At 64.2% G+C, this 19,431-nt stretch carries 18 protein-coding genes; 13 read left to right on the top strand and 5 right to left on the bottom strand.

Annotated features, from left to right (window positions below; genetic code table 11):
- Positions 1-138: 138 nt before the first annotated feature.
- Entirely contained in the window at positions 139-870 is a 732-nt protein-coding gene (locus D7241_RS10175) for a carbonic anhydrase (RefSeq protein ID WP_408101425.1), read from the bottom strand.
- 275 nt (positions 871-1,145) lie between these two features.
- On the opposite strand from D7241_RS10175, the gene D7241_RS10170 reads away from it, so the two are divergent.
- Positions 1,146-1,604 (top strand): DUF1456 family protein, encoded by a 459-nt coding sequence (locus D7241_RS10170; RefSeq protein ID WP_408101424.1) that lies wholly within the window; start codon positions 1,146-1,148, stop codon positions 1,602-1,604.
- Between the two features lie 290 nt (positions 1,605-1,894).
- Here D7241_RS10170 and D7241_RS10165 read toward each other — a convergent pair whose 3' ends face one another.
- Complete coding sequence (locus D7241_RS10165; protein WP_408101423.1) at positions 1,895-2,287, bottom strand: DUF4168 domain-containing protein; 393 nt, start codon at positions 2,285-2,287, stop codon at positions 1,895-1,897.
- Positions 2,288-2,437: 150 nt separating this feature from the next.
- On the opposite strand from D7241_RS10165, the gene D7241_RS10160 reads away from it, so the two are divergent.
- Both D7241_RS10160 and D7241_RS10155 read left to right on the top strand, forming a co-directional pair.
- The gene (locus D7241_RS10160) at positions 2,438-3,925 is read left to right on the top strand and encodes an ATP-binding protein (RefSeq protein ID WP_408101422.1); all 1,488 of its coding nucleotides are present in this window, start codon (positions 2,438-2,440) and stop codon (positions 3,923-3,925) included.
- Entirely contained in the window at positions 3,918-5,318 is a 1,401-nt protein-coding gene (locus D7241_RS10155) for a sigma-54-dependent transcriptional regulator (RefSeq protein ID WP_408102311.1), read from the top strand. The genes D7241_RS10160 and D7241_RS10155 overlap by 8 nt, the downstream gene beginning before the upstream one ends.
- A gap of 114 nt (positions 5,319-5,432) precedes the next feature.
- Here D7241_RS10155 and D7241_RS10150 read toward each other — a convergent pair whose 3' ends face one another.
- The 3 genes from D7241_RS10150 to D7241_RS10140 form a co-directional block, all read right to left on the bottom strand.
- On the bottom strand, positions 5,433-7,805 hold the full coding sequence (locus tag D7241_RS10150; RefSeq protein WP_408101421.1) for a putative bifunctional diguanylate cyclase/phosphodiesterase: 2,373 nt from the start codon (positions 7,803-7,805) through the stop codon (positions 5,433-5,435).
- Entirely contained in the window at positions 7,792-7,971 is a 180-nt protein-coding gene (locus tag D7241_RS10145) for a hypothetical protein (protein ID WP_408101420.1), read from the bottom strand. Before D7241_RS10145 ends, D7241_RS10150 begins: the two co-directional genes overlap by 14 nt.
- A gap of 232 nt (positions 7,972-8,203) precedes the next feature.
- Complete coding sequence (locus D7241_RS10140) at positions 8,204-8,779, bottom strand: antibiotic biosynthesis monooxygenase (RefSeq protein WP_408101419.1); 576 nt, start codon at positions 8,777-8,779, stop codon at positions 8,204-8,206.
- A 283-nt stretch (positions 8,780-9,062) separates the two neighbouring features.
- Here D7241_RS10140 and D7241_RS10135 point away from each other — a divergent pair, with 283 nt between their 5' ends.
- From D7241_RS10135 to D7241_RS10090, 10 genes are all read left to right on the top strand, one after another.
- Positions 9,063-10,022 (top strand): PfkB family carbohydrate kinase, encoded by a 960-nt coding sequence (locus tag D7241_RS10135; protein WP_408101418.1) that lies wholly within the window; start codon positions 9,063-9,065, stop codon positions 10,020-10,022.
- Complete coding sequence (locus tag D7241_RS10130; protein WP_408101417.1) at positions 10,015-12,414, top strand: glycoside hydrolase family 65 protein; 2,400 nt, start codon at positions 10,015-10,017, stop codon at positions 12,412-12,414. The genes D7241_RS10135 and D7241_RS10130 overlap by 8 nt, the downstream gene beginning before the upstream one ends.
- Before the next feature lie 127 nt (positions 12,415-12,541).
- Complete coding sequence (locus tag D7241_RS10125) at positions 12,542-13,033, top strand: Na+/H+ antiporter subunit E (protein ID WP_408101416.1); 492 nt, start codon at positions 12,542-12,544, stop codon at positions 13,031-13,033.
- On the top strand, positions 13,033-13,284 hold the full coding sequence (locus D7241_RS10120; protein ID WP_255979742.1) for an MrpF/PhaF family protein: 252 nt from the start codon (positions 13,033-13,035) through the stop codon (positions 13,282-13,284). Before D7241_RS10125 ends, D7241_RS10120 begins: the two co-directional genes overlap by 1 nt.
- Positions 13,277-13,573, top strand: a complete 297-nt coding sequence (locus tag D7241_RS10115) for a monovalent cation/H(+) antiporter subunit G (RefSeq protein ID WP_255979744.1) — start codon at positions 13,277-13,279, stop codon at positions 13,571-13,573. Before D7241_RS10120 ends, D7241_RS10115 begins: the two co-directional genes overlap by 8 nt.
- Positions 13,566-14,471, top strand: coding sequence for a hydrogenase subunit MbhD domain-containing protein (locus D7241_RS10110; RefSeq protein ID WP_408101415.1), 906 nt, complete (start codon positions 13,566-13,568; stop codon positions 14,469-14,471). Before D7241_RS10115 ends, D7241_RS10110 begins: the two co-directional genes overlap by 8 nt.
- Entirely contained in the window at positions 14,468-14,749 is a 282-nt protein-coding gene (locus D7241_RS10105) for an NADH-quinone oxidoreductase subunit K (protein ID WP_408101414.1), read from the top strand. The genes D7241_RS10110 and D7241_RS10105 overlap by 4 nt, the downstream gene beginning before the upstream one ends.
- The gene (locus D7241_RS10100; RefSeq protein ID WP_408101413.1) at positions 14,746-16,170 is read left to right on the top strand and encodes a complex I subunit 5 family protein; all 1,425 of its coding nucleotides are present in this window, start codon (positions 14,746-14,748) and stop codon (positions 16,168-16,170) included. Before D7241_RS10105 ends, D7241_RS10100 begins: the two co-directional genes overlap by 4 nt.
- Entirely contained in the window at positions 16,167-17,663 is a 1,497-nt protein-coding gene (locus tag D7241_RS10095) for a complex I subunit 5 family protein (RefSeq protein WP_408101412.1), read from the top strand. Before D7241_RS10100 ends, D7241_RS10095 begins: the two co-directional genes overlap by 4 nt.
- Positions 17,660-19,315: a proton-conducting transporter membrane subunit gene (locus D7241_RS10090; protein ID WP_408101411.1), complete on the top strand. Its 1,656-nt coding sequence runs from the start codon at positions 17,660-17,662 to the stop codon at positions 19,313-19,315. Before D7241_RS10095 ends, D7241_RS10090 begins: the two co-directional genes overlap by 4 nt.
- The last annotated feature ends 116 nt before the right edge of the window (positions 19,316-19,431 follow it).

Below are 19,431 nucleotides of genomic sequence, written 5' to 3'. Positions count from 1 at the left end.
AGGCGAATCGGAGCGTCGACGAGAAGGCGCGCAGTGTAGCTTCGCGGGTTGAGGCTGTCATGTGGGCCGGAGTGCGCATCAGAGGCGGAACATCACTGCGATGATTCCGCCCCGTGGAATAGTTATGCCGCCGCGTCTCTACTGAAGAACGGTCCTCGCGTTGAGTGGTTGCAGCGGCCGGTTATTGGTATGCCCTACGGCCTTTTGCAGCGCTTCGATCTGTTCGTGCGAGGCGACGACCGGCTGCTTCAGCACCAGCCAGCGCACGCCTTCGGTGCAGGGCGGCGTAGTGAGCGAGCCGTTGAATCGGTAGTAATCGAGGTCGGCGGGCAGCAGGTCGGTGACATTCGCCACGGGCGTGATCGGCTGGGCCTGGCCTACCGCCGGGAGCGCACTCCACAAACGCGCCAGTGCGGCGTTCTGCTCGCCGTCCTTGAACATCAATGCGACTACCGCGAGATTGCCGTTCTCGTCCGCGTGCACCAGATGCCCTTCGAGCGGGTAGGACTGGCCTTTTATCTGGTTCTCGCTGGGCATATGAAAGTGGAACTGCAGCAGATCGAACCGTTTGCCGTCGAGCGTCAGATGGCTGCCGGGCTCGTAGACCGCCTGTATCGTGTGCCCGGTGTTGACAACTTTGCTGGCACCCGCCGTGTAGTTGAGTTGCAGCGGGACCAGGTCGGCTTCGATGAAGCCACTGAGATCGACCGGCGCCTGATTCTTACCCGCGCATGACCCAAATTCCGGCGTGAGTCTCGCCCAGTTTTCCGGCCCCGCCTCGCCGAAATAATCCCAGTGAGTACCTGGCGTAACGGCCCAGGCATTGGTGCAAGCTATCAATACGCCAAGGCTAAGTGCAGCGCTTTTCATTCTGATCTCCATCTGATTGTTCTTAGGGCGGCGGGCCTGAAGCGATCCGCTCCGCCGCACCCTGACTCTGACCAGCGAATCAACATGTTGCTCGGGCGCTCTAGATTGACGGTCAGGCCGGTGATGGGCGAATGCCGTTCGTGCGGTGCTTTCCTGAACATTTGTGCTATCCCCTATACTCCCCGCCCATCCGAGCCGCCCCGTCATTGCCTGGATCAAAGAGTTCAGCGCAATCGCGCATCGCCGCGCGCTCTACAACGAAGAAAGGATTGTTCATGGTCAATAACGATGTGCTGCGCAGCCTGCGCTACATCCTCAACGTCAATGACGCGAAGATCGCCGAGATCACGCGGCTTACGGGTTGCGAAATCCCCGATGCCGAGGCGGTGGCCTACCTGAAGAAGGAAGACGAGGAGGGTTTCAAACCCTGTGGCGACCGGATCATGGCGCATTTCCTCGATGGTCTGGTGATCTACAAGCGTGGCAAGGACGAAAGCCGGCCGACGCCGCCGATCGAGGTGCCGGTCAGCAACAACATGGTGCTGAAAAAACTGCGCGTGGCGTTCGAGCTCAAGGAAGACGACATACACGCGATCCTCAAGGCGGCTGATTTTCCCGTATCCAAGCCGGAACTCAGCGCGCTGTTCCGCAAGGCTGGGCACAGCAACTACCGGGTCTGCGGCGACCAGCTGCTGCGCAATTTTCTCAAGGGTTTGGCGCTGCGCGGTCAGTGATAGAGCGAGGTGCTCGTTGTTCAGCTGCCCCGTCAGTCTGGATAACGGTGGGCTGAAGCCCACCCTACGCTGAAGCAGAGCGCCGCCGGCCCCTAGTGCTGCGTGGGCACGCGAGCTCCCGAAGCACTATTTGCGGCCTGGTAGGGTGGGCTTTAGCCCACCTCAATGGAGTGACGGTGTTTCTGGTGGGCTGAAGCGGAACGCCGCCCGGCGCACCCTACGTCCACTAAAAGGTTTGTGTGGGCAATAAAAAAGCCCCGCCAAGGCGGGGCTTGCTAAACCGCTAAATCTTAGTTCTGCACCATCGCGATGACGCGATCACGCAGTTGCGGGTCGTTCTGCACTGCCTGGTTGATGGCGTTGTATTCCGCGATGCTGAGGTCATTGTCCTCAACGGTGCTCATCATCTTCTCATTGGCCTGCTGCTGCAGTTGCTGGGCTTCAGCCGGGTCACCGGTCTTCTCCAGCTTGGCGGTGAAGTCTTCACGGATCTCCATAATCTCGCCCAGCGAGTCGGCAAATTTCTCCAATTTCTGGTCGCTGATGTCCGCCGCTTGCATCGCAGGAGCCGGCTGGGTTGCCGGGGCTTGGGTGGCCTGCTGGGCGGAAACCTGCGAAGCACCGGCGACCATGAACAGGGCAACGAGGCTGGCGGAGGCGAGGCGGGTAGTTAGCTTGGTCATGCTTAAGATCCTGTGCTTGAAGTAGGTCAAGGCGCTTTGCATCCACCATGCCAAGCTTTGATTAACTAAACAAGTTATTGAATTTAAAGGTAATTTACCGTCTGTCATGCCTGTCTCGACGTTGAGAACGCTGGACTGTATGGTGCCAAAATGGCACATGTAGCAGTTTGGCGACACATATCGAGCCTACGCGGCGCGCTGGTTTTGAAGGTGGTGATCCCGCTGGTCGCGATCATGCTCGGCTTCAGTTATCTGATGCTGTGGACGGTCGAGCGCAACAGCGAAAGGCGTCTGCAGGAGGAGGTCGAGTTGGTCGCGCGGGCGGTTCGGCTGCCGCTCAGCGATAGCCTCGAACGCAAGCACGATCGCACCATGCAACAGGTGCTGGAGTCCGTGCTTGGCGTCGGTCGGGTCTACGGCGCCTATCTTTATGACGATCAAGGCGACCTGGTGGCGTTCGCCGGCGCCATCGAGCCGGACCAGGACCAGTCCTCGATTCAAGAACTGACAGCTGACGGCAAACGTCGCGGCGGCTACCAGCGGATTCGCGGACGCGAGGTGTACTCCTATTTTCTGCCGCTGGAGCAGGGCGGCGGGCGCATCAATGGATTGCTGCAGGTCACCCGACGCTGGAGCGATTTCGAGCGTGATACCCGACGGTTGCGGCTGATTGCTGGCGTTTCCGCCGGGCTGCTGGCGTTGATTGCGGTATGCATCGTCCTGCTCGGTCACTGGTCGGCGATCGGCAAGCACTTGCAGCAACTGACCCAGAGCATGGCGCGTGTAGCGGCGGGCGATCGTCAGCATCGTGCGCCACGCAGCGGCCCGCAGGAGATCGCCGTACTCGGTCGTGCGCTGAACCAGATGCTGGACAGCATCGCCGATGCCGAACAGCAGATGGCCGAGCAGAAAACCCGTGAAGCGGAACTGGAAGCCCGTCTGCGACGCACCCAGCAACTGGCTGCGGTTGGGCGCCTGGCGGCTGGGGTCGCCCATGAACTCGGCAGCCCGCTTAGCGTCATCGACGGCAAGGCCCAGCGTGTATTGCGCAGTGACAGCCTGGAGGATACGCAGCGCAAGAGCTTGTTGCAGATCCGCAGCCAGGTGCAACGCCTGAGTGAAATCGTCCGTCAGCTGCTGGAGTTCGGCCGCGCCGCCGGACGTCCGGCGAGGCGCATGCCGGCCGATGTGCTGGTGCATTCGGCCGCTGCGGCGGTGGCCGACGAACTGGCCACGCTGAACGTCGATCTGCAACTCGAAGCGCCCACCGACACGCTGCACTGCGAGGTCGATCCGCCACGCTTCGAACAGGCATTGACCAATCTGCTGCGCAACGCTGCCCAGGCCAGCCCCGGCGGGCGTGTGGTGTTGCGCTGGTGGCAGGAGGCGGATTGCCTGTTGTTCCAGGTCGAGGACGACGGTCCCGGCGTGGCCGAGCACCATCGTGCCGCGCTGTTCGAGCCCTTCTTCACCACCAAGCCGGTGGGCAAGGGCAGCGGGCTCGGGCTCGCCGTGGCGCATGGCGTGGTCGCCGAGTGCGGCGGCCGTATCGATCTGGTCGAGAGCCCGCTGGGCGGCGCGGCGTTTCGTATTTCCCTGGCGCTGGCCGATGAGGACAAACGCAATGAAAATGGGTGACACCGCGCCGCAGCGAGTGTTGGTGGTCGAGGACGACGACAGCCTGCGGCAATTGCTGGTCGAGGAGCTTGAGGACCGCGCGCTGCAGGTGCGCTCGGTGGCCAGCGCCGAGGACGCCGTGCCCTTGCTGGAAAGTTGGGAACCGGACCTGGTCGTCAGCGACCTGCGCCTGCCGGGTGCCGACGGCATGGCGCTGCTGCGCCGGGTCAAGGCGATGCAGGCGGCCCCGGCCTTTCTGGTCATCACCGCGTTCGGCAGCATTCAACAGGCGGTGGCGGCGCTGAAGGAAGGCGCCGACGAATTTCTCACCAAACCACTGGATCTCGATCACTTTGGCCTCGCCGTGTCACGGGCACTGGAAACCCGCCATTTGCGCGACGAGGTGCGGCGCTTCCAGCAGCTGCTGAGCGACGACCGCTTCCACGGCATGCTCGGCCGCAGCCGGGTGATGCGCGGGTTGTTCGACCAGATCCGGCAACTGGCCCGCGCCGCTGGCCCGGTGCTGGTGATCGGTGAAAGTGGCACCGGCAAGGAGCTGGTCGCCCGCGCGGTGCACGCCGAGAGCGAGCGTGCGCAGCGACCGTTCCTGGCGATCAACTGCGCCGGGCTGCCAGCCGAACTGCTGGAAAGCGAATTCTTCGGCCATGCCGCGGGTGCTTTCACCGGCGCCCATCGCGCGCATAAGGGCCTGTTCCAGCAAGCCGATGGCGGCACCCTGTTTCTCGACGAGATCGGCGAAATGCCCATGCCGCTGCAGGCCAAGCTACTGCGCGTACTACAGGAAGGCACCATCCGTCCGGTGGGCGGCGAGCGCGAGCTGAGCGTCGACGTGCGCATCATCGCGGCCAGCAACCGGCCACTGGAAACCGCTGCTGGCCGCGAGTCGTTCCGCGAGGATCTGTTCTTCCGTCTGGAAACCTTCATCCTGCAAGTACCGCCGCTGCGCGACCGCGAAGAAGACCGCGAGCTGCTTGCCGCCGGCTTCGTCGCGCATTTCGCCGCCCGTGACGGGCGCCCGGTGCGCGGGCTGTCGCGCGCGGCGCTGGAGCAGCTGCGACGCTATCCCTTCCCAGGCAATGTCCGTGAACTGCAGAACGCCATGGAGCGCGCCGTGACGTTCTGCCATGGCCGCAACATCGAGCTGGAGCACCTGCCAGCGCGGATCGCCAGCTATCAGAACAGCACGCCCGAAGGCGGCGCGGATAAGTTGCTCGGGCTGATGATCGACGGCCCGCTGCTGCCGACGCTGGACGAGTTGGAAACGCGCTACATCCGCCACGTGCTGGAGCGGGTCGACGGCAACAAGCGGCGCGCCGCGGCATTGCTCGGCATTGGTCGGCGCACCCTGTATCGGCGATTGGGCGAGAAGGAGCAGGACCAGGATGAGGCGTGAGTTACGTCTCCGGCATGGCGCGGCCTGCGAACGGAACGGCTATCAGGCAATGGCCAAGCCTGACGCAATTAAAAATGCATGATTTCTCAATGCTGTTTGCCGCCAGCGCGTGGCTCAGCTCATCAGTGGAGCGACGCGGCCTGGCAGCTGTTCGAGGCGCAGATCGGCCTGTGAACGACTGCGCACCGCCATCCACTCGCGTAGCGCGGCCACCGAACGTGGCGGCGAGATCAGATAACCCTGGAACAAGTCGCAGCCGGCGTCGAGCAGTGCCGACTGCTTTTGCAGGGTGTCGACGCCCTCGGCATTGACCCGCTTGCCCTGTGCCCGGCAGAAGGCAATGAACGCCGTCAGGCTTTCCTGCATGTCTGGCTGCGTCAGGCGCTGGATGATCGCCATGTCCAGCTTGATGGTGTCGGCCGGGTATTCCAGCAGCTGCTGAATCGAGGTGTAACCGACGCCGAAATCATCAATGGCGACACGGAACCCGGCCTGGCGAATCGCGCGGACCACTTCCATGGTGTTGCTGCTCAGCTCGGCGGCGAAGGTCTCGGTGAGCTCGATCTCAATGCTGCTCGGCGCGATGCCATGGTGCGCGGCGCGCTCGATCAAGCAGCTGCAGATGCGGTCATCGGTCAGCTGCGCCGAAGACACGTTGATCGCCAATATCACACCCTCGCCGAACAGCCTGACCAGCTCTGGATAGCCGGCCAATGCATGGTCGATAACCCAGCTGTCGATCTTCGGGAACAGGCCGGCGCGTTCGGCAATGGGGATGAATTCCCCTGGCGATACCGTGCCCAGGAGTGGCGAGTGCCAGCGGAGCAACACCTCACAACTGACTACCGCGCCCTCACGGTCGACTGCCGGCATATAGGCCAGGCGAAACTGGTCGTCACCATTGAGGGTGCGTAACTCTTCCTCGATGACACGGATGCGCTGGTTGCGTTGCTCGAGCTGCGCCGAGAAGGCCACCGCGGCATTCTTGCCTTCGGCCTTGGCCTGATACATGGCGGTGTCGGCGCGGATCAGCAACTGGGTGACGGAATCCGCGTCCGCAGGGTAGCGGGCGGTGCCGATGCTGACGCTGACCGGGCTGATGCGATTTTCCAGACGGAAGCCGCTACGGCACAGGCCGAGCAAGGCTTCGGTGAGCGCCGCCAGGGTGTCGTTGTCGGCATCTGCCATCAACAGAATCGCGAACTCATCGCCCGACAGTCGCGCAAACGCCGCTTCGGTGTGCGGATGCGCCTGCTTGTGCCGGTCGAGCGCACCCTGTACACGCTGGGCGAATATCCGCAACAGCGCATCGCCGGCGTCATGGCCATGCTGATCGTTGACCAGTTTGAAATTGTCCAGATCGAGAAACAGCAACGCCAACTGCCGGTCCCCCTTTGCGCACTGCTCATACATGCTGTTGGCCAGTATGCCGAAGTGGGCACGATTGCTGATGTGGGTCAGGCTGTCGGTCCAGGAAATCTCCTGGATGTGGCGCAGAGCGGCGGTATTGCGCTCGTGCAGCGTTTTCATGTTGGTGGTCAGGCGACCGATTTCGCCACCGTCGCTGGGCTCGTCCAGGGCGGCGCGCTTGCACAGCAACAGGTCGGTGAGCTGACTGTCGAGCCGACTGATGGGACCGGTGACATAGCGGCGGATCAGCAGTAACAGCAGACCAACGGAAATCAGACAGATCAGCGTGCCGCAGATGAGAAAGGCCAGCCTCAGCGTTTGCAGGCGCTGGGTAATGTAGTCGGGCGCTGGCGTCAGTCGCGCATGTAGCGAGCGCGACAGATCGATATCGGCCGACAGACCCGGCGCGGCGGGGGCCAGCACCGGGGCGATATCCACCGTCGCGCCGTATTCCTGCTCCAGGCTGTTTTTCAGTGCGATAAATCGCTCAGGGCGCACGGCCAGTTGCAAGGCGAAGGCCTCCGGCCGTTGGCTCGGCAGCGGCCGGCTGGTCGAGGCTGGCAGGATGAAATCGGTGGCCAGCAGCAGCGGCCCGCCCTCGGCGTTTTCCACGTAAATCATTTCGCCGGTTTCGGGCGCCTGCCTGGCCTCTTGGACGATCCGCTGCTGGGTGGCACTCATGCTGGCGAAAGGCGACGGGCCGCTCTCGAAATAGCAGGCGACCTCACCGTCGGGATGAACGATCGCGAAGGAGGTAAACGGCAGCGAGGTGGTGGACAGCGAACTAATGCTCTGCTGAATGCGCAGCCCGAGCGTCTCGTTGAGATAAGCGGTATCCGACTCGCGCAGGAACAGCAGCAGCGCCTCGCTATCGATGATCGAGTACAGCACGCTGCGATTGAACGCTTCGTAGTCGAGAAAGGCGGATTTCAACGCTGAGAGCTGTTGCGCCAGACGTGCCTGTTCGAGACCCAGCAGCGAATTTCGCTGGGTCAGGTAAGCGGCCGTGGCGGCAAGCAGCTGGATGATCAGAATGACCGGAAAGATCACCAGCTGCGCGCGTTTACCGAGCGTCATGGGGATCAATTAGCGCGCTGATGAAGCGCCGCCGCGTCCCGCCCCCGCCGAAGCGAGACAGCGTTTCGGCCGCGTACGGCGTGGTCGAAGGAAACAGCAGGCTGAGCGCCGTCAACAGGACGTTGTAAGTGCGTCGGGACGATGCAGGTGTTTTGGTGCTATTCATCGGGTATTCATCTGCTGCTGCGTTCACCGGTCCGGTCGTCGCAGCGACGGCTGCGTACTTTCTTCGCGCGGCCCTTAGAGTCGCCTCGGCATCGACGTTTGGCTGTGTTGCCTTGAGGCGACCCGTTTGGTGCGCGCACCTAGGCCGGCGTTCAGCTATCGGCGCGCAGGAGTGGCACTTTAATGGCGCCGGACGAATGGCGGCAATGTTTTTATCCGACGGTGCCGTTCCGTCAGCGGACAGGCGACGGCTGTTTAACGTGACGAATGCGTGGTTGAGGCGGGCTGTTCAGCCACGGCGCCAGGAGGCGCGTGGAAAGCGGAATGAACAGATACGTCATCAATGGCGTAAGCATCAATGTGCTGAGCAGGATGCGCATGACCAGGCTCAATTCGCCGAGCACGTTGCCGAACAATACGTTGAACAGCAGCGACACCGGGAAGAACGCCAGCCAGATCGCCACGCTCTGCTTCCAGCGCGGCGGTGGAACGCTGTCGCTGCTGCCGAACCAGGTGTCGATGCCGCGCGCGCGGTGTTCATAGGGTTGGCCGAACAGCTCGCCGCCGCGTTGCAACCAGGCACGACGCGATGCCGAGTGCTCCCAGGTGTCGAGGGTTTGTTCATCGGCGAAGCGGAAAACGATCTGAAACTCGTCGTCACCGGGCGGAGGCGCCAGGACGCCGGAGCCGAGGTAGCCGGGAAAGTCCGCGGCCAGTTGTTCGCCTTCGTGCAGCCAGGCGAGAAGCTCGTGGTAGCGGCCATCGCGCACGCGGCGGGCAACCATCAGGGTGACGGGTTCGGTAGACATCGTGTATCTCCAGCAGCAGACCGGCAACCCGGGTAGGGCATTCGGCAAAACGCAGCGCCGGGGTGGTGGGCTGCGTGCAAAAGGACGCGAATTCTATTCTGTTTTCCTAACGGCGCCAGTAATCGTTTTTGTAGAGGCGTCGCCAGTGATCGGAATTTGCACCTTACTGTATGTGTTCCTTTGCACAAGGACCGAGCGGAACGCGGGAGCGGCGCGCGAAACGCGAACCCTCGCCGGCGGTTCAGGTCCGTTGAAGAACGAGCCTGAGCCGTCGGAGCTGTCCATGCAACGCCTCACACTGTTGTCGCTAGGCAGCATCAATGCCGATTTCCAGGTGCGGGTCGACGAACCGCTCGGCAGTCGCGAAACGCTGATCGCTCATGATCTGAGCCGCTTGTCTGGCGGCAAAGCGAGCAACACCGCTTACCTTGCCGCGCGCTTCGGCCATCGCAGCTGCCTGCTCGGGCGCGTGGGTGACGACGAGCTGGCCGAGCAGGCGCTCGCCCCGTTGCGGCAGGCGGGGGTGGAGATCGATGAGGTCGGGCGCGCCGCCGGCCGATCCACCGGCGTTTCGATGATCATGGTTCCGCCGGATGCGAAGAAACACATCGTGCTCGCGACCAATGCCAACGATTGCTGGGACGAGGCGGCGGCGGACGCCATGGTCGCGGCCATTGAGGCATGCGAGCCCCCGGCCTGTCTGGTGCTCGACTACGAGATCCCCGCCTGGGTGGTTCGCCTCGCGATAGAGGCCGCCGCGCGCAAGGGCATCGGTTCGGTGCTCGACCCGTCCTTCCCGGATCGCCTGGAGCGCGACCTGCTGCCTATGTTGCAGGCGATCACGCCGAACGCGTCCGAGGCCGAGGCGCTGGTCGGTCATCCGGTCGACTCCATCGCAGCCGCCGCGCGTGCTGCGCGTGAGCTACAGCGGGCCGGTACGCCGATTGTCTGCATCAAATTGAGCGATGGCGGCTGTGTCCTGACTAGCGCCGAGGAAACCCTGCATATTCCGCCGGGCGAGGTGGAGCCGGTCGACACCACGGGCGCGGGCGATGCCTTTACCGGCGTGTTCGCCATTGCACTGCTGGAAGGACTCGCGCCACGTGAGGCCGCGGCCTGGGGCGTGGCCGCGGCCAACCTGGCGGTAACCGGTTATGGCTCACAACCGGCGTACCCCGAGCGCGACCAGGTGGCTTCGATGGCGCACGGGTTGCTGGCCAAGGCGAGGCCTGTCGATGGCTGATCAAATGCCGTGCAAGCTGGTCTTCGATCATTACGATCCTGCCGACGAGCGCCGGCGCGAAGCGCTGTTGGCGATGGGCAACGGTGTGCTGTCCTGCCGCGCCTGCGCTCCAGAAGCGGCTGCGCTGCATGCGGCCAATGGCGGTGACCACTATGCCGGTTTCTACCGTGCTGGCTGGTACGACGATGCACCCCGTGAGGTAAATGGCACTGCGGTGCGGATGGCCTCGCTGGTGAACCTGCCCGATCCCTTTGGCCTGAGCTTCGCGCTGGATGACGGCGACTGGTACAGCCTCGATGGTGTCGAGCTGCGCCGTTACCGTCAGTGCCTGACGCTGGATAGCGGGCTGCTCAAGCGAGAACTGGAATTCACCATGGCAGGCCATGTGGTGAAGCTGCACGAAACCCGCTTCGTCAGCATGGCCACGCCACATCTCGCGGTGCTGCGTTGGGAGCTGCAAGTGCCGCCGGCGATTGCTCGGCTGCGTTTGCGCGCGACTCTCGATGGCGGCGTGACCAATGCCGCGATTCGGCGCAATGGTGCGTACGAGGGGCGGCGCCTCGGCGCGGTGGGTTTTCAGCACGATGACTTGGGTGGCGCTGCGGTCAGCGCAACCTTGTATGACGATCACCGTCGGTTGGCGATGGCAGTGCGGGTCCAGACGCCGGGGATGCGCCTGCACTGGCATGGGCAGCAGGTCGAGCAGCGGCTGATTCAGCAGACTGAATGCCCTGTTCCGGCAGACGGCCGGCTGGTCATCGAAAAACGGGTGGTGGTGCGTGTCGAGGACGAGCGGCCGACCGGCCATCGCGAGGCTCGGGAGCAGCTGCTCAAGCAATTGCCGACCGAGGACTTCGCCAGTTTGCAGCAGGCACACAGCCATGGCTGGGCACAGCTCTGGCGATGCATGCCGATCGAATCGGATGACCCGCAATTGCATCTGGCCTTGCGCTTCCATGCCTTTCATTTGCTACAGACAGGGTCCCCGCACAGCATCGGCCAGGACATTGGTTTTCCGCCGCGCGGCTGGATGGAGGGCTATTACGGGCAAGTGTTCTGGGACGAGGTGTTCGCCTTCCCGTTCCTCGCTGCGCATTTCCCCGACGTGGCGCGCAGCCTGCTTGATTACCGTTATCGGCGTCTGGATAAGGCCCGTGAGCGTGCGCGTCGGGCCGGCCTGCGGGGCGCCATGTTTCCCTGGCGCAGCGCTGATAGCGGCGAGGAAGAAACCCCGCCGTGGCAATGCAACCCGATGTCGGGTCGCTGGATGGCTGACCACACCCGCCTGCAGCGCCATATCGGCTCGGCTGTGGCGTTCGATGCGTGGCAGCTCTATCTGGCGACCGCGGACGAGACACTGCTGGCTGGGCCTATCGGTGAGCTGATCATCGAAGTGGCGCGCTTCTGGGCCAGCCTCGCACGCTTCGACGAGTCTCGGCAGCGCTATCTGATCTGCGGCGTGATCGGCCCGGACGAATACCACAATGGTTACCCCGGCGCGGCGGAACCCGGCTTGGACAACAACGCTTATACCAACCTCATGGCGGTCTGGACGCTGTGCCGCGCGCTGCAGGTACTCGAGCTGCTGCCTGAGGGCAAGACAACCGAGCTGCGCGACAGGCTGCAGCTCGAACCGGACGAGGCGGAAAATTGGGATCACATCAGCCGCCGCATGTATCTGCCCTTCATCGATGGTGATGTGCTCAGCCAGTTCGACGGCTTCGACCAACTCGACGCGCCGTCGCAAGAATGGCTGCACGGCGACCGGCCGCGGTTGGATTGGATGCTCGAAGCGCGGCACGACAGCTGTGATCGCTATCAACTGAGCAAGCAGGCTGATGTGTTGATGACGCATCATCTGCTGCCGCGGCGGAGCCTGCAGCAGCTGTTTCAGCGGCTCGGCTATCAGCACGACGAGAAAAGCCTTCGTCGCACGCTGGCCTACCATCTGGCACGTATCACCCACGAGTCGAGCCTGTCGAAAGTGGTCTGTGCCGGTGCCCTGGCCCAGGTCGATAGCGAGGCTTCCTGGGTCTACTTCCGGGAAGTGCTGGATACCGATCTGCATGATCCGAGCAACGACGGCACGCAAGAGGGTGTGCACCTTGGCTGCATGGCCGGTTCGCTCGATGTTCTTCAGCGCCACTACCTCGGCGTGCGGCCCGAACTCGACGGTCTGCACATTTTTCCTACGCCGCCCGCGCAGCTGCCACACGTCTCGCTGTCGTTGGTTTATCGCCAGGCGCATCTGCAATTGCGGCTACAGCACGGCTGTCTGCAGGTGACGGCCAGCAGCGGCAACGACCGAGCGGTGCCGGTGCATCACGCTGGCGGTCAGATGCTGCTCGAGCCGGGGCAATCGCTGAGCGTGCCTTGCCGGGCGCCCAAGTGACTCACCGAAACCGGGCCGTCCGCGGCGGCGCTCGCAATGCGCCGATACAAGCCCATCGCCGCATTCGACGGAACGCCGTGGCTGAGCCCAGTCCAACACCTTGACCTGCCAGCAAGGAGAACCCGCGATGGAAGAGACTGGAGTGCGTCGCCGTTGGGCCGACGGGCTGGGCTGGATGCTGCTCTACGGTGTGCTCTGGGCGCTGTTCGCGGAGGGTGGCGGTTGGTTGCTGGGCGTGCCGAGCATCGTACTGGCGGTCGTGCTGTCAGTGTGGCTGGGCATCCGCCCCTGGCGACCATCCTTGTCGGTGCTGCCTGGATTCGTCTGGTTCTTCCTCGGGCGAATGGTTGCCGGTGGCTGGGACGTGGCAGTGCGCGCATTGCACCCGCGGCGGCCGCTGCAGCCAGCCTGGCTCGACTATCCGCTGCGCAGCGAATCTCCACGGGTGCGACTGTTGCTCTCGGCCTTGATCGGACTGCTGCCGGGCTCGCTGTCGTCGCGGATCGAAGGCGACCGGATGCGAGTACATGTCCTCGACGAACGCCAGCCGTGGGAGCCCACCGTGATCGAGCTGGAGCAGCGCCTGAGCCAACTGCTTAATACCGGGGCTGGGCGCTGATGGCGTTGTACGCGGCGCTGCTGCTGCTGACCATCGTCGTGGGTCTTGTTCGTGTGGTCCTCGGTCCGGGGCGGGTGGATCGGTTGCTGGCAATCCAATTGTTCGGCACGACCGGCACCGCGCTGCTGCTGGTGATGGCGCAGTGGCAGGCGCAACCGGCGCTGCGCGATGTGGCGCTGGTGCTGGGATTGTTGGCGGCGGTGGCCAGTGCCGCCCTGGTGCAGCTGTTGCGGCGGAGGCGGCATGACTGAACTGCTGCTGGACGGCCTGAGTTGGCTGTTGCTGATCACCGGGTTGCTGTTCTTCGCCGCCGGCAGCGTCGGGCTGCTGCGCTTTCCCGACACCGTCAGCCGGTTGCATGCCTTGACCAAGGCCGACACCCTGGGCCTCGGACTGGTTGTCGCCGGCTTGTCGATTCGCGCCGAAAGCCTGCTGGAGGTCGGTCAGATGCTGCTGATCTGGCTGTTGCTGCTGGCCTCCAGCGCCACCGCCTGCCAGCTGTTGGCGCGGCAGGCCGACGAGGAGCCCGGCGATGACTGAATGGCTATTCGACGGTGTGCTCGGCCTGTTGTTGCTCGGCCTGGCCTTCGGCGCGCTGCACGGGCGCAACCTCTACGCCAGCGTGCTGTTGTTCATCGCTTTCGGCCTGGCGCTGGCGCTGATCTGGGCGCGCCTGGGCGCAGCGGATCTGGCATTGGCCGAAGCGGCCATCGGTGCCGGGCTGACCGGTGTGCTGCTGTTTGCCGCGCTGGCCCGTCAGCCGGATCGGACCGACCTGCCCGACATTTCCGGGTTCCGTCAGCGCCTGGCGGCTGCCGCGGTGGTGTTGCCGTTGCTGATCCTGCTTTTACAGGGGCTGGCGCCGATTAGCGAGCGCCAGTCGCAGCTGCCCGCCGCGATAGCCCGGAATCTGTCGGAAACCGGCGTCAGCCATCCGGTGACCGCCGTGCTGCTGAACTTCCGCGCCTGGGACACGCTGCTGGAACTGGCCGTGTTGCTGCTGGCCCTGCTTGGCGCACGCCAGCTCGGGCCGCGACGGCTGGAACTGGATGAGCCCTGGCCGCTGCTACGGGCATGGGCGCGGGTACTGGCGCCGCTACTGGTACTCGCCGCTGGCTATGTTCTCTGGCGTGGCGCCAGCGCACCGGGTGGCGCTTTTCAGGCCGGCGCATTGCTGGCGGCCGGCGTGGTGCTGCTGCGCCTGTCCGGTCTGTTGCCGCTATTGCGTTGGTCCTTCGCGCCGTTGCGGCTGCTGGTGTTGGGCGGCTTGCTGGTTTTTATCGGCGTCGCCATTGCCACCGCCTGGCTGGGCAGTGGGTGGCTGACCTATCCCAGCGGGTCGGCCAAGCTGCTGATCGTGCTGATCGAATCGGTGGCGACACTTTCGATCGCCGCCAGCCTGAGCCTGCTGGTCGTCGGCGAAGGCGAGTCCGCATGACCAGCAGCCTGTTCTGGATGGCTGTCGGCGCCGCGCTCTGGTTGCTCGGTTTGCACGGCCTGCTGAGCCTGCGTCAGGCGCTGCGCCGGATCATCGCCTTCAACCTGATGGGCAGCGGGGTTTTTTTGGTGATGATCGCCCTGGCCGCGCGCAGCCAGCCGAGCGATCCGCTGCTGGTGGCGCTGGTGGTCACCGGGTTGGTGGTAGCAGTCAGTGCTACCGCGCTGGCGCTGCGGCTGGCTGGCGTGGCGCATGATCGACAGGAGCCAGAGCAATGAACGCGGCATTGTTGAGCCTGTCTCTGCCGCTAGCCGGTGGTTTGCTGCTGGTGTTACTGCAGCCGCGCCGCAGCGGATTGTGGGTGATCGCCATCAGTATCGGCAGTCTGCTGGCCGCTGCCGTCGCCCTGCAGCAGGCGATGCAGCTGGGACCACAACTGCTGCAGATCGGGGGCTGGGAGACGCCGCTTGCGATCCGTTTCCAGCTGACCCCGCTGACTGCACTGTTACTGGTGTTCACCGCTGGGTTGCATCTGCTGGTGGCCTTGTATGCCGCGCGCAGCGCGCATGCCACTGGCAGCGAGGATTACTGGCCGCTGTCCTGCCTGCTGCATGCGTCGCTGGTGGCGCTGTGGCTGTCGGCGGATCTGTTCAACCTTTACGTCACGCTCGAATTGCTCAGCCTCAGCGCCGTAGCGCTGGTTGCACTGGCCGGGCGCAAGGCCTATCGACCCGCTTTCAATTACCTGATGTTGTCGTTGGCCGGCTCGCTGGCTTATCTGTTCGGCGTTGCGCTGTTCTATGGCCGCTACGGCGTGCTCGATGTCTGGGTGCTGGCGGAACTGACCGAGGCTGACGCCAGCACACGTTTGGCGCTGCTGCTGATGAGCCTGGGGCTAATGCTCAAGGCTGCGCTGTGGCCGCTGCATCTGTGGCTGCCCCCGGCGCATTCCGGCGCACCGACAGCGGTCAGTGCCTTGCTCTCGGCACTGGTAGTGAAGGGCCCGATCTACATCCTCTGGCTGATCTGGAGCGAGATCGCCCCGCCCGAGCTGGGTCGCCAGGCCGGTGTGCTGTTCGCCGCCGCTGGCATCCTCGCGTTGCTCTCTGGCGGTTGGTCGGCGCTGCGCGCGCCGCGGCTGAAAATGCTGGTGGCCTACTCGACGGTTGCCCAGCTGGGCTATGCCTTGCTGGCGCTGGGGTTGTTGCTGCACTGGCAGGAGCCGCGGATGGAGGCGGCGCTGTGGCTATTCATCCTCGCTCACGGCCTGGCAAAGGTGTCGATGTTTCTCGCCGCTGGTGAGTTGCAACGAGTACTCGGTACGCGACGGGTGCGTGCGCTAAAAGGTGCCAGCCAGAACATGCCGGTGGCGATGGCGACCTTCGCCGTGGCCGGTGCCAGTCTGATCGGGCTGCCGCCCAGCGGCGGCTTTCTCGCCAAATGGTTGTTGCTGCAGCCTTTGTTCGAACAGCCGCAGCATTGGCCTTGGGCGTTCGGCGTGCTGCTCGGTACGCTGATGTCCGCCGCCTATGTCTTCCGCGTGGTGGCGCTGGGCTTCGACCGGGCCAAGCCGAATCCGCCCAGCGTCGTGCCGGATCGCCTGGCGCAATGGTTGGCGATGCTACCAGCGTTGCTGGTGCTGAGCCTGGCGCTGATCAGTGAGCCCTTGCTGCTCTGGCTCGGCGGGGTGGCGCGATGAGCTGGACCAGTTGGCTGCCTCTGGCGATCGTGCTCAGCTCATTGCTGCCGGGGCTGCTCATCTTCACTCTGCGCGAGGATCAGCAACGGCTTCGGGTCACGCTCAACCTTTGTGGCGTGGCGATCAAGCTGCTGCTGGTAGTGGCGATGATCTATGGCGTCAGCCGCGGCCTGGAGTTTCGTTTCAGCTTGCCGTTCCTGCCTGGCGCGCCGTTGGTGCTGCAAGGCGATGCCTTGTCGTTGCTGTTCGTCGCGCTGTCCTCGGTGCTGTGGATGGCCACCACCGTCTACGCCATTGGCTATCTCGAACACTCGCCGCTGCGCTCACGTTTCTTCGGCTATTTCAGCCTCTGCGTCAGCGCCACCGTGGGGCTGGCGCTGGCAGGGAATCTGGTCAGCTTTCTGCTGTTCTACGAAATGCTGACGCTGGCCACATTTCCCCTGGTGGTACATCGCGGCACACCCGAAGCGCTGCGTGCCGGACGCATCTACCTCGCTTATACCGTCGGTGGCGGGGCGCTGGTGCTGATGGGCGTGGCGCTGCTGCATGGCCTGGCGGGCGGGCAGGATTTCCAGCCTGGCGGCTACTTGCTACAAGCGGTGGGGGAACACGATCTGGCGCTGCGGGTGGCGTTCGTCCTGCTGGTGGCTGGGCTCGGCGTCAAGGCGGCGCTGATTCCGCTGCACGGCTGGCTACCACAGGCGATGGTCGCACCGGCGCCGGTCAGCGCTTTGCTGCATGCGGTGGCGGTGGTCAAGGCTGGCGCGTTCGGTATCGTTCGGGTGGTCTATGACGTATTCGGCGCAGAGGCGTTGGGCCAGCTGGACATGGCCGGGCCGCTGCTCTGGCTGGCCGCGGCGACCATCCTCTATGGCTCGCTGCGAGCGTTGCAGCAGCAGGAGCTGAAAAAGCGCCTGGCTTACTCGACCATCAGCCAGGTTTCCTACGTCACCCTTGGCGTTGCGATGCTCGGCCCGATCGCGGCAGTCGGCGGCCTGGTGCATCTGGTTCATCAGGGGTTGATGAAGGTGACGCTGTTCTATTGCGCGGGCAACTTCGCCGAAACCTTAGGCATCCACCGCATCCGCGAGATGGACGGTGTCGGCCGGCGAATGCCGCTGACTATGACAGCGTTCAGCATCGGCGCACTGGGCATGATCGGTATTCCGCCGATTGCCGGTTTCGTCAGCAAATGGGCGCTGGGCATGGGCGCGCTGGAAGTCGGGCAGGATTGGGTATTGCTGGTACTGATGACCTCGGCCGTGCTCAACGCTGGATATTTCCTTCCTTTGCTATGGCGTGGCTGGTTTGCACCACCGGCTGACTGGCACGAAGACAACTGGCGCGAGGAACGCTGGGAAACACACTGGATGCTGTTACTCCCGGCGCTGTTCACCGCGGCGCTGGCGGTGCTGGTCGGGTTGCTGGCCGGCACTGCGCTGAGTCCGCTGGGCTGGGCTCAGCTGATCGTCGACCGGGAGTTCGAAATATGAGCGGCGCCTGGTTCTGGTTGCTGGTGCCGCTGGCGCCGTTGCTGGCCGGCGTGGCGCTGGCGGTCTGGCGCGATCGGGCGATCGGCTGGCTGTGGCTGGCCTGCATACCGGCGCTGGCCTTGGTCATTTGGCCGATGTCGGCGCTGGATTTGCCGATGCTCTGGGACGGCATGCGTTGGGGCGCGAATGACGATCTGAGTCGCGCATGGCTGGGTTTTACCGCCTTGCTCTGGGGCTGCGCCGGAATATTCGCCAGCAGCAGCCAGGCTAACGACTCCCGTCGGATGCGTTTCTGGACATTCTGGCTGCTCGCGCTGGCCGGCAACCTGCTGCTGATCATCGCCACCGACGCGCTGAGTTTTTACCTTGGCTTCAGTGTGATGAGCCTTGCGGCCTACGGGCTGATCGTCCATCAGGGCGGTCCCGGTCCGCGGCGTGCCGGGCGGCTGTATCTGCAGCTGGCGATCCTCGGCGAGATGTCCTTGCTGGCGGCATTGATGCTGCGCAGCCACGCCGCCAGCGGTGATTTTTCCTTCGCGGCCTGGCAAGCATTGCCTATGGATGGCCTGACGTTGCTGTTGTTGCTTGCTGGCCTGGGGCTGAAGGCCGGTTTCTGGCCGCTGCACGTTTGGTTGCCGCTGGCGCATCCGGCAGCGCCGGCACCGGCCAGCGCGGTGCTGTCCGGGGCAATGCTCAAGGCGGGTTTCCTGGGCATCTGGCGCTGCCTGCCGGAGAGCGATCCGCTGTTGTCGAGCTGGGCCGACGTGCTGCTCGCGGTGGGAATCTTCGGCGCCATTTACCCCGCATTGCTGGGGTTGTGCAGCGACAAGGCCAAGGCGGCGCTGGCCTATTCCTCGGTCAGCCAGATGGGTTATCTGGTGATGCTGTTGGCGCTGGCGTGGCGCCATCCGCAGCAATATCAGGCGATGACCGTCGTGCTGATGCTCTACGGGGTGCATCACGGGCTGGCCAAAGGCGCGTTGTTTCTCGCCGCCGGACTGATTCATGCGGGTCGCCTGCCGCTGCTCGGCTGGTTGCTACTGGCCGTGCCGGCGCTGGCCATCATCGGGCTGCCATTGTCCAGCGGCGGGGCGGTCAAGACAGCGTTGAAAGACGTCTGGCACAGCGGCGAATTCGAGGGCTGGCTGGTCTGGCTGAGCCTCAGCAGCCTGACCACCGCCTTGCTGCTGATCCGCGCGCTGTGGCTGCTGCGCCGCGATGCCAGGGATGCGCCGGCAGCCGGGCCACCGCTTCGTCAGCTGTTGCCCTGGGCGTTGCTCAGTAGCCTGGCGCTGTTGTTGCCCTGGGCTTGGCCTGCCCTGCGCGATCCCATGCTGCATGGCCTCTACCCGGGCGGCATCTGGGCGGCGCTGTGGCCGCTGTTACTGGCAATTGTCTTGGCCGGGCTGGCGCTGAAATCGGGTTGGACTGTGCCGGCACGGCTGGCTGCGCTGCCCAGCCCGGCGCTTTGGTTGTCGCTGCGGCTCAAACGTCTGGTGCAGCGGCCGCCGCTGGCCGTGCCGAACGCCGAACCGGACCAGCCGCGCTGGCGGCAGCGGGAGCGTTGCTGGAACCGCTTCTGGGATACCGGCGCGCTTGCAATGAGTGCCTGGCTGTTGGCGGCTATGTTGTGGCTGGGTTGGTTATGGTGATTGAAGCTGCCGGCCGGTAGTGCGTTGTAACTAACAGAGCGATATTGGTTATAAGCTAATTCCGTTGTGCTAGTTGCGGGAGATGATTAATAAATTGAACTCTACAGCCTCTCGCC

Origin of the sequence: Stutzerimonas sp. VN223-3 (assembly GCF_045999685.1) — a bacterium.
GTDB classification, from domain to species: Bacteria; Pseudomonadota; Gammaproteobacteria; order Pseudomonadales; family Pseudomonadaceae; genus Stutzerimonas; species Stutzerimonas stutzeri_AR.
Note: the sequence above shows the minus strand (reverse complement) of the source record. Positions and strands in the feature narration are given on the sequence as shown.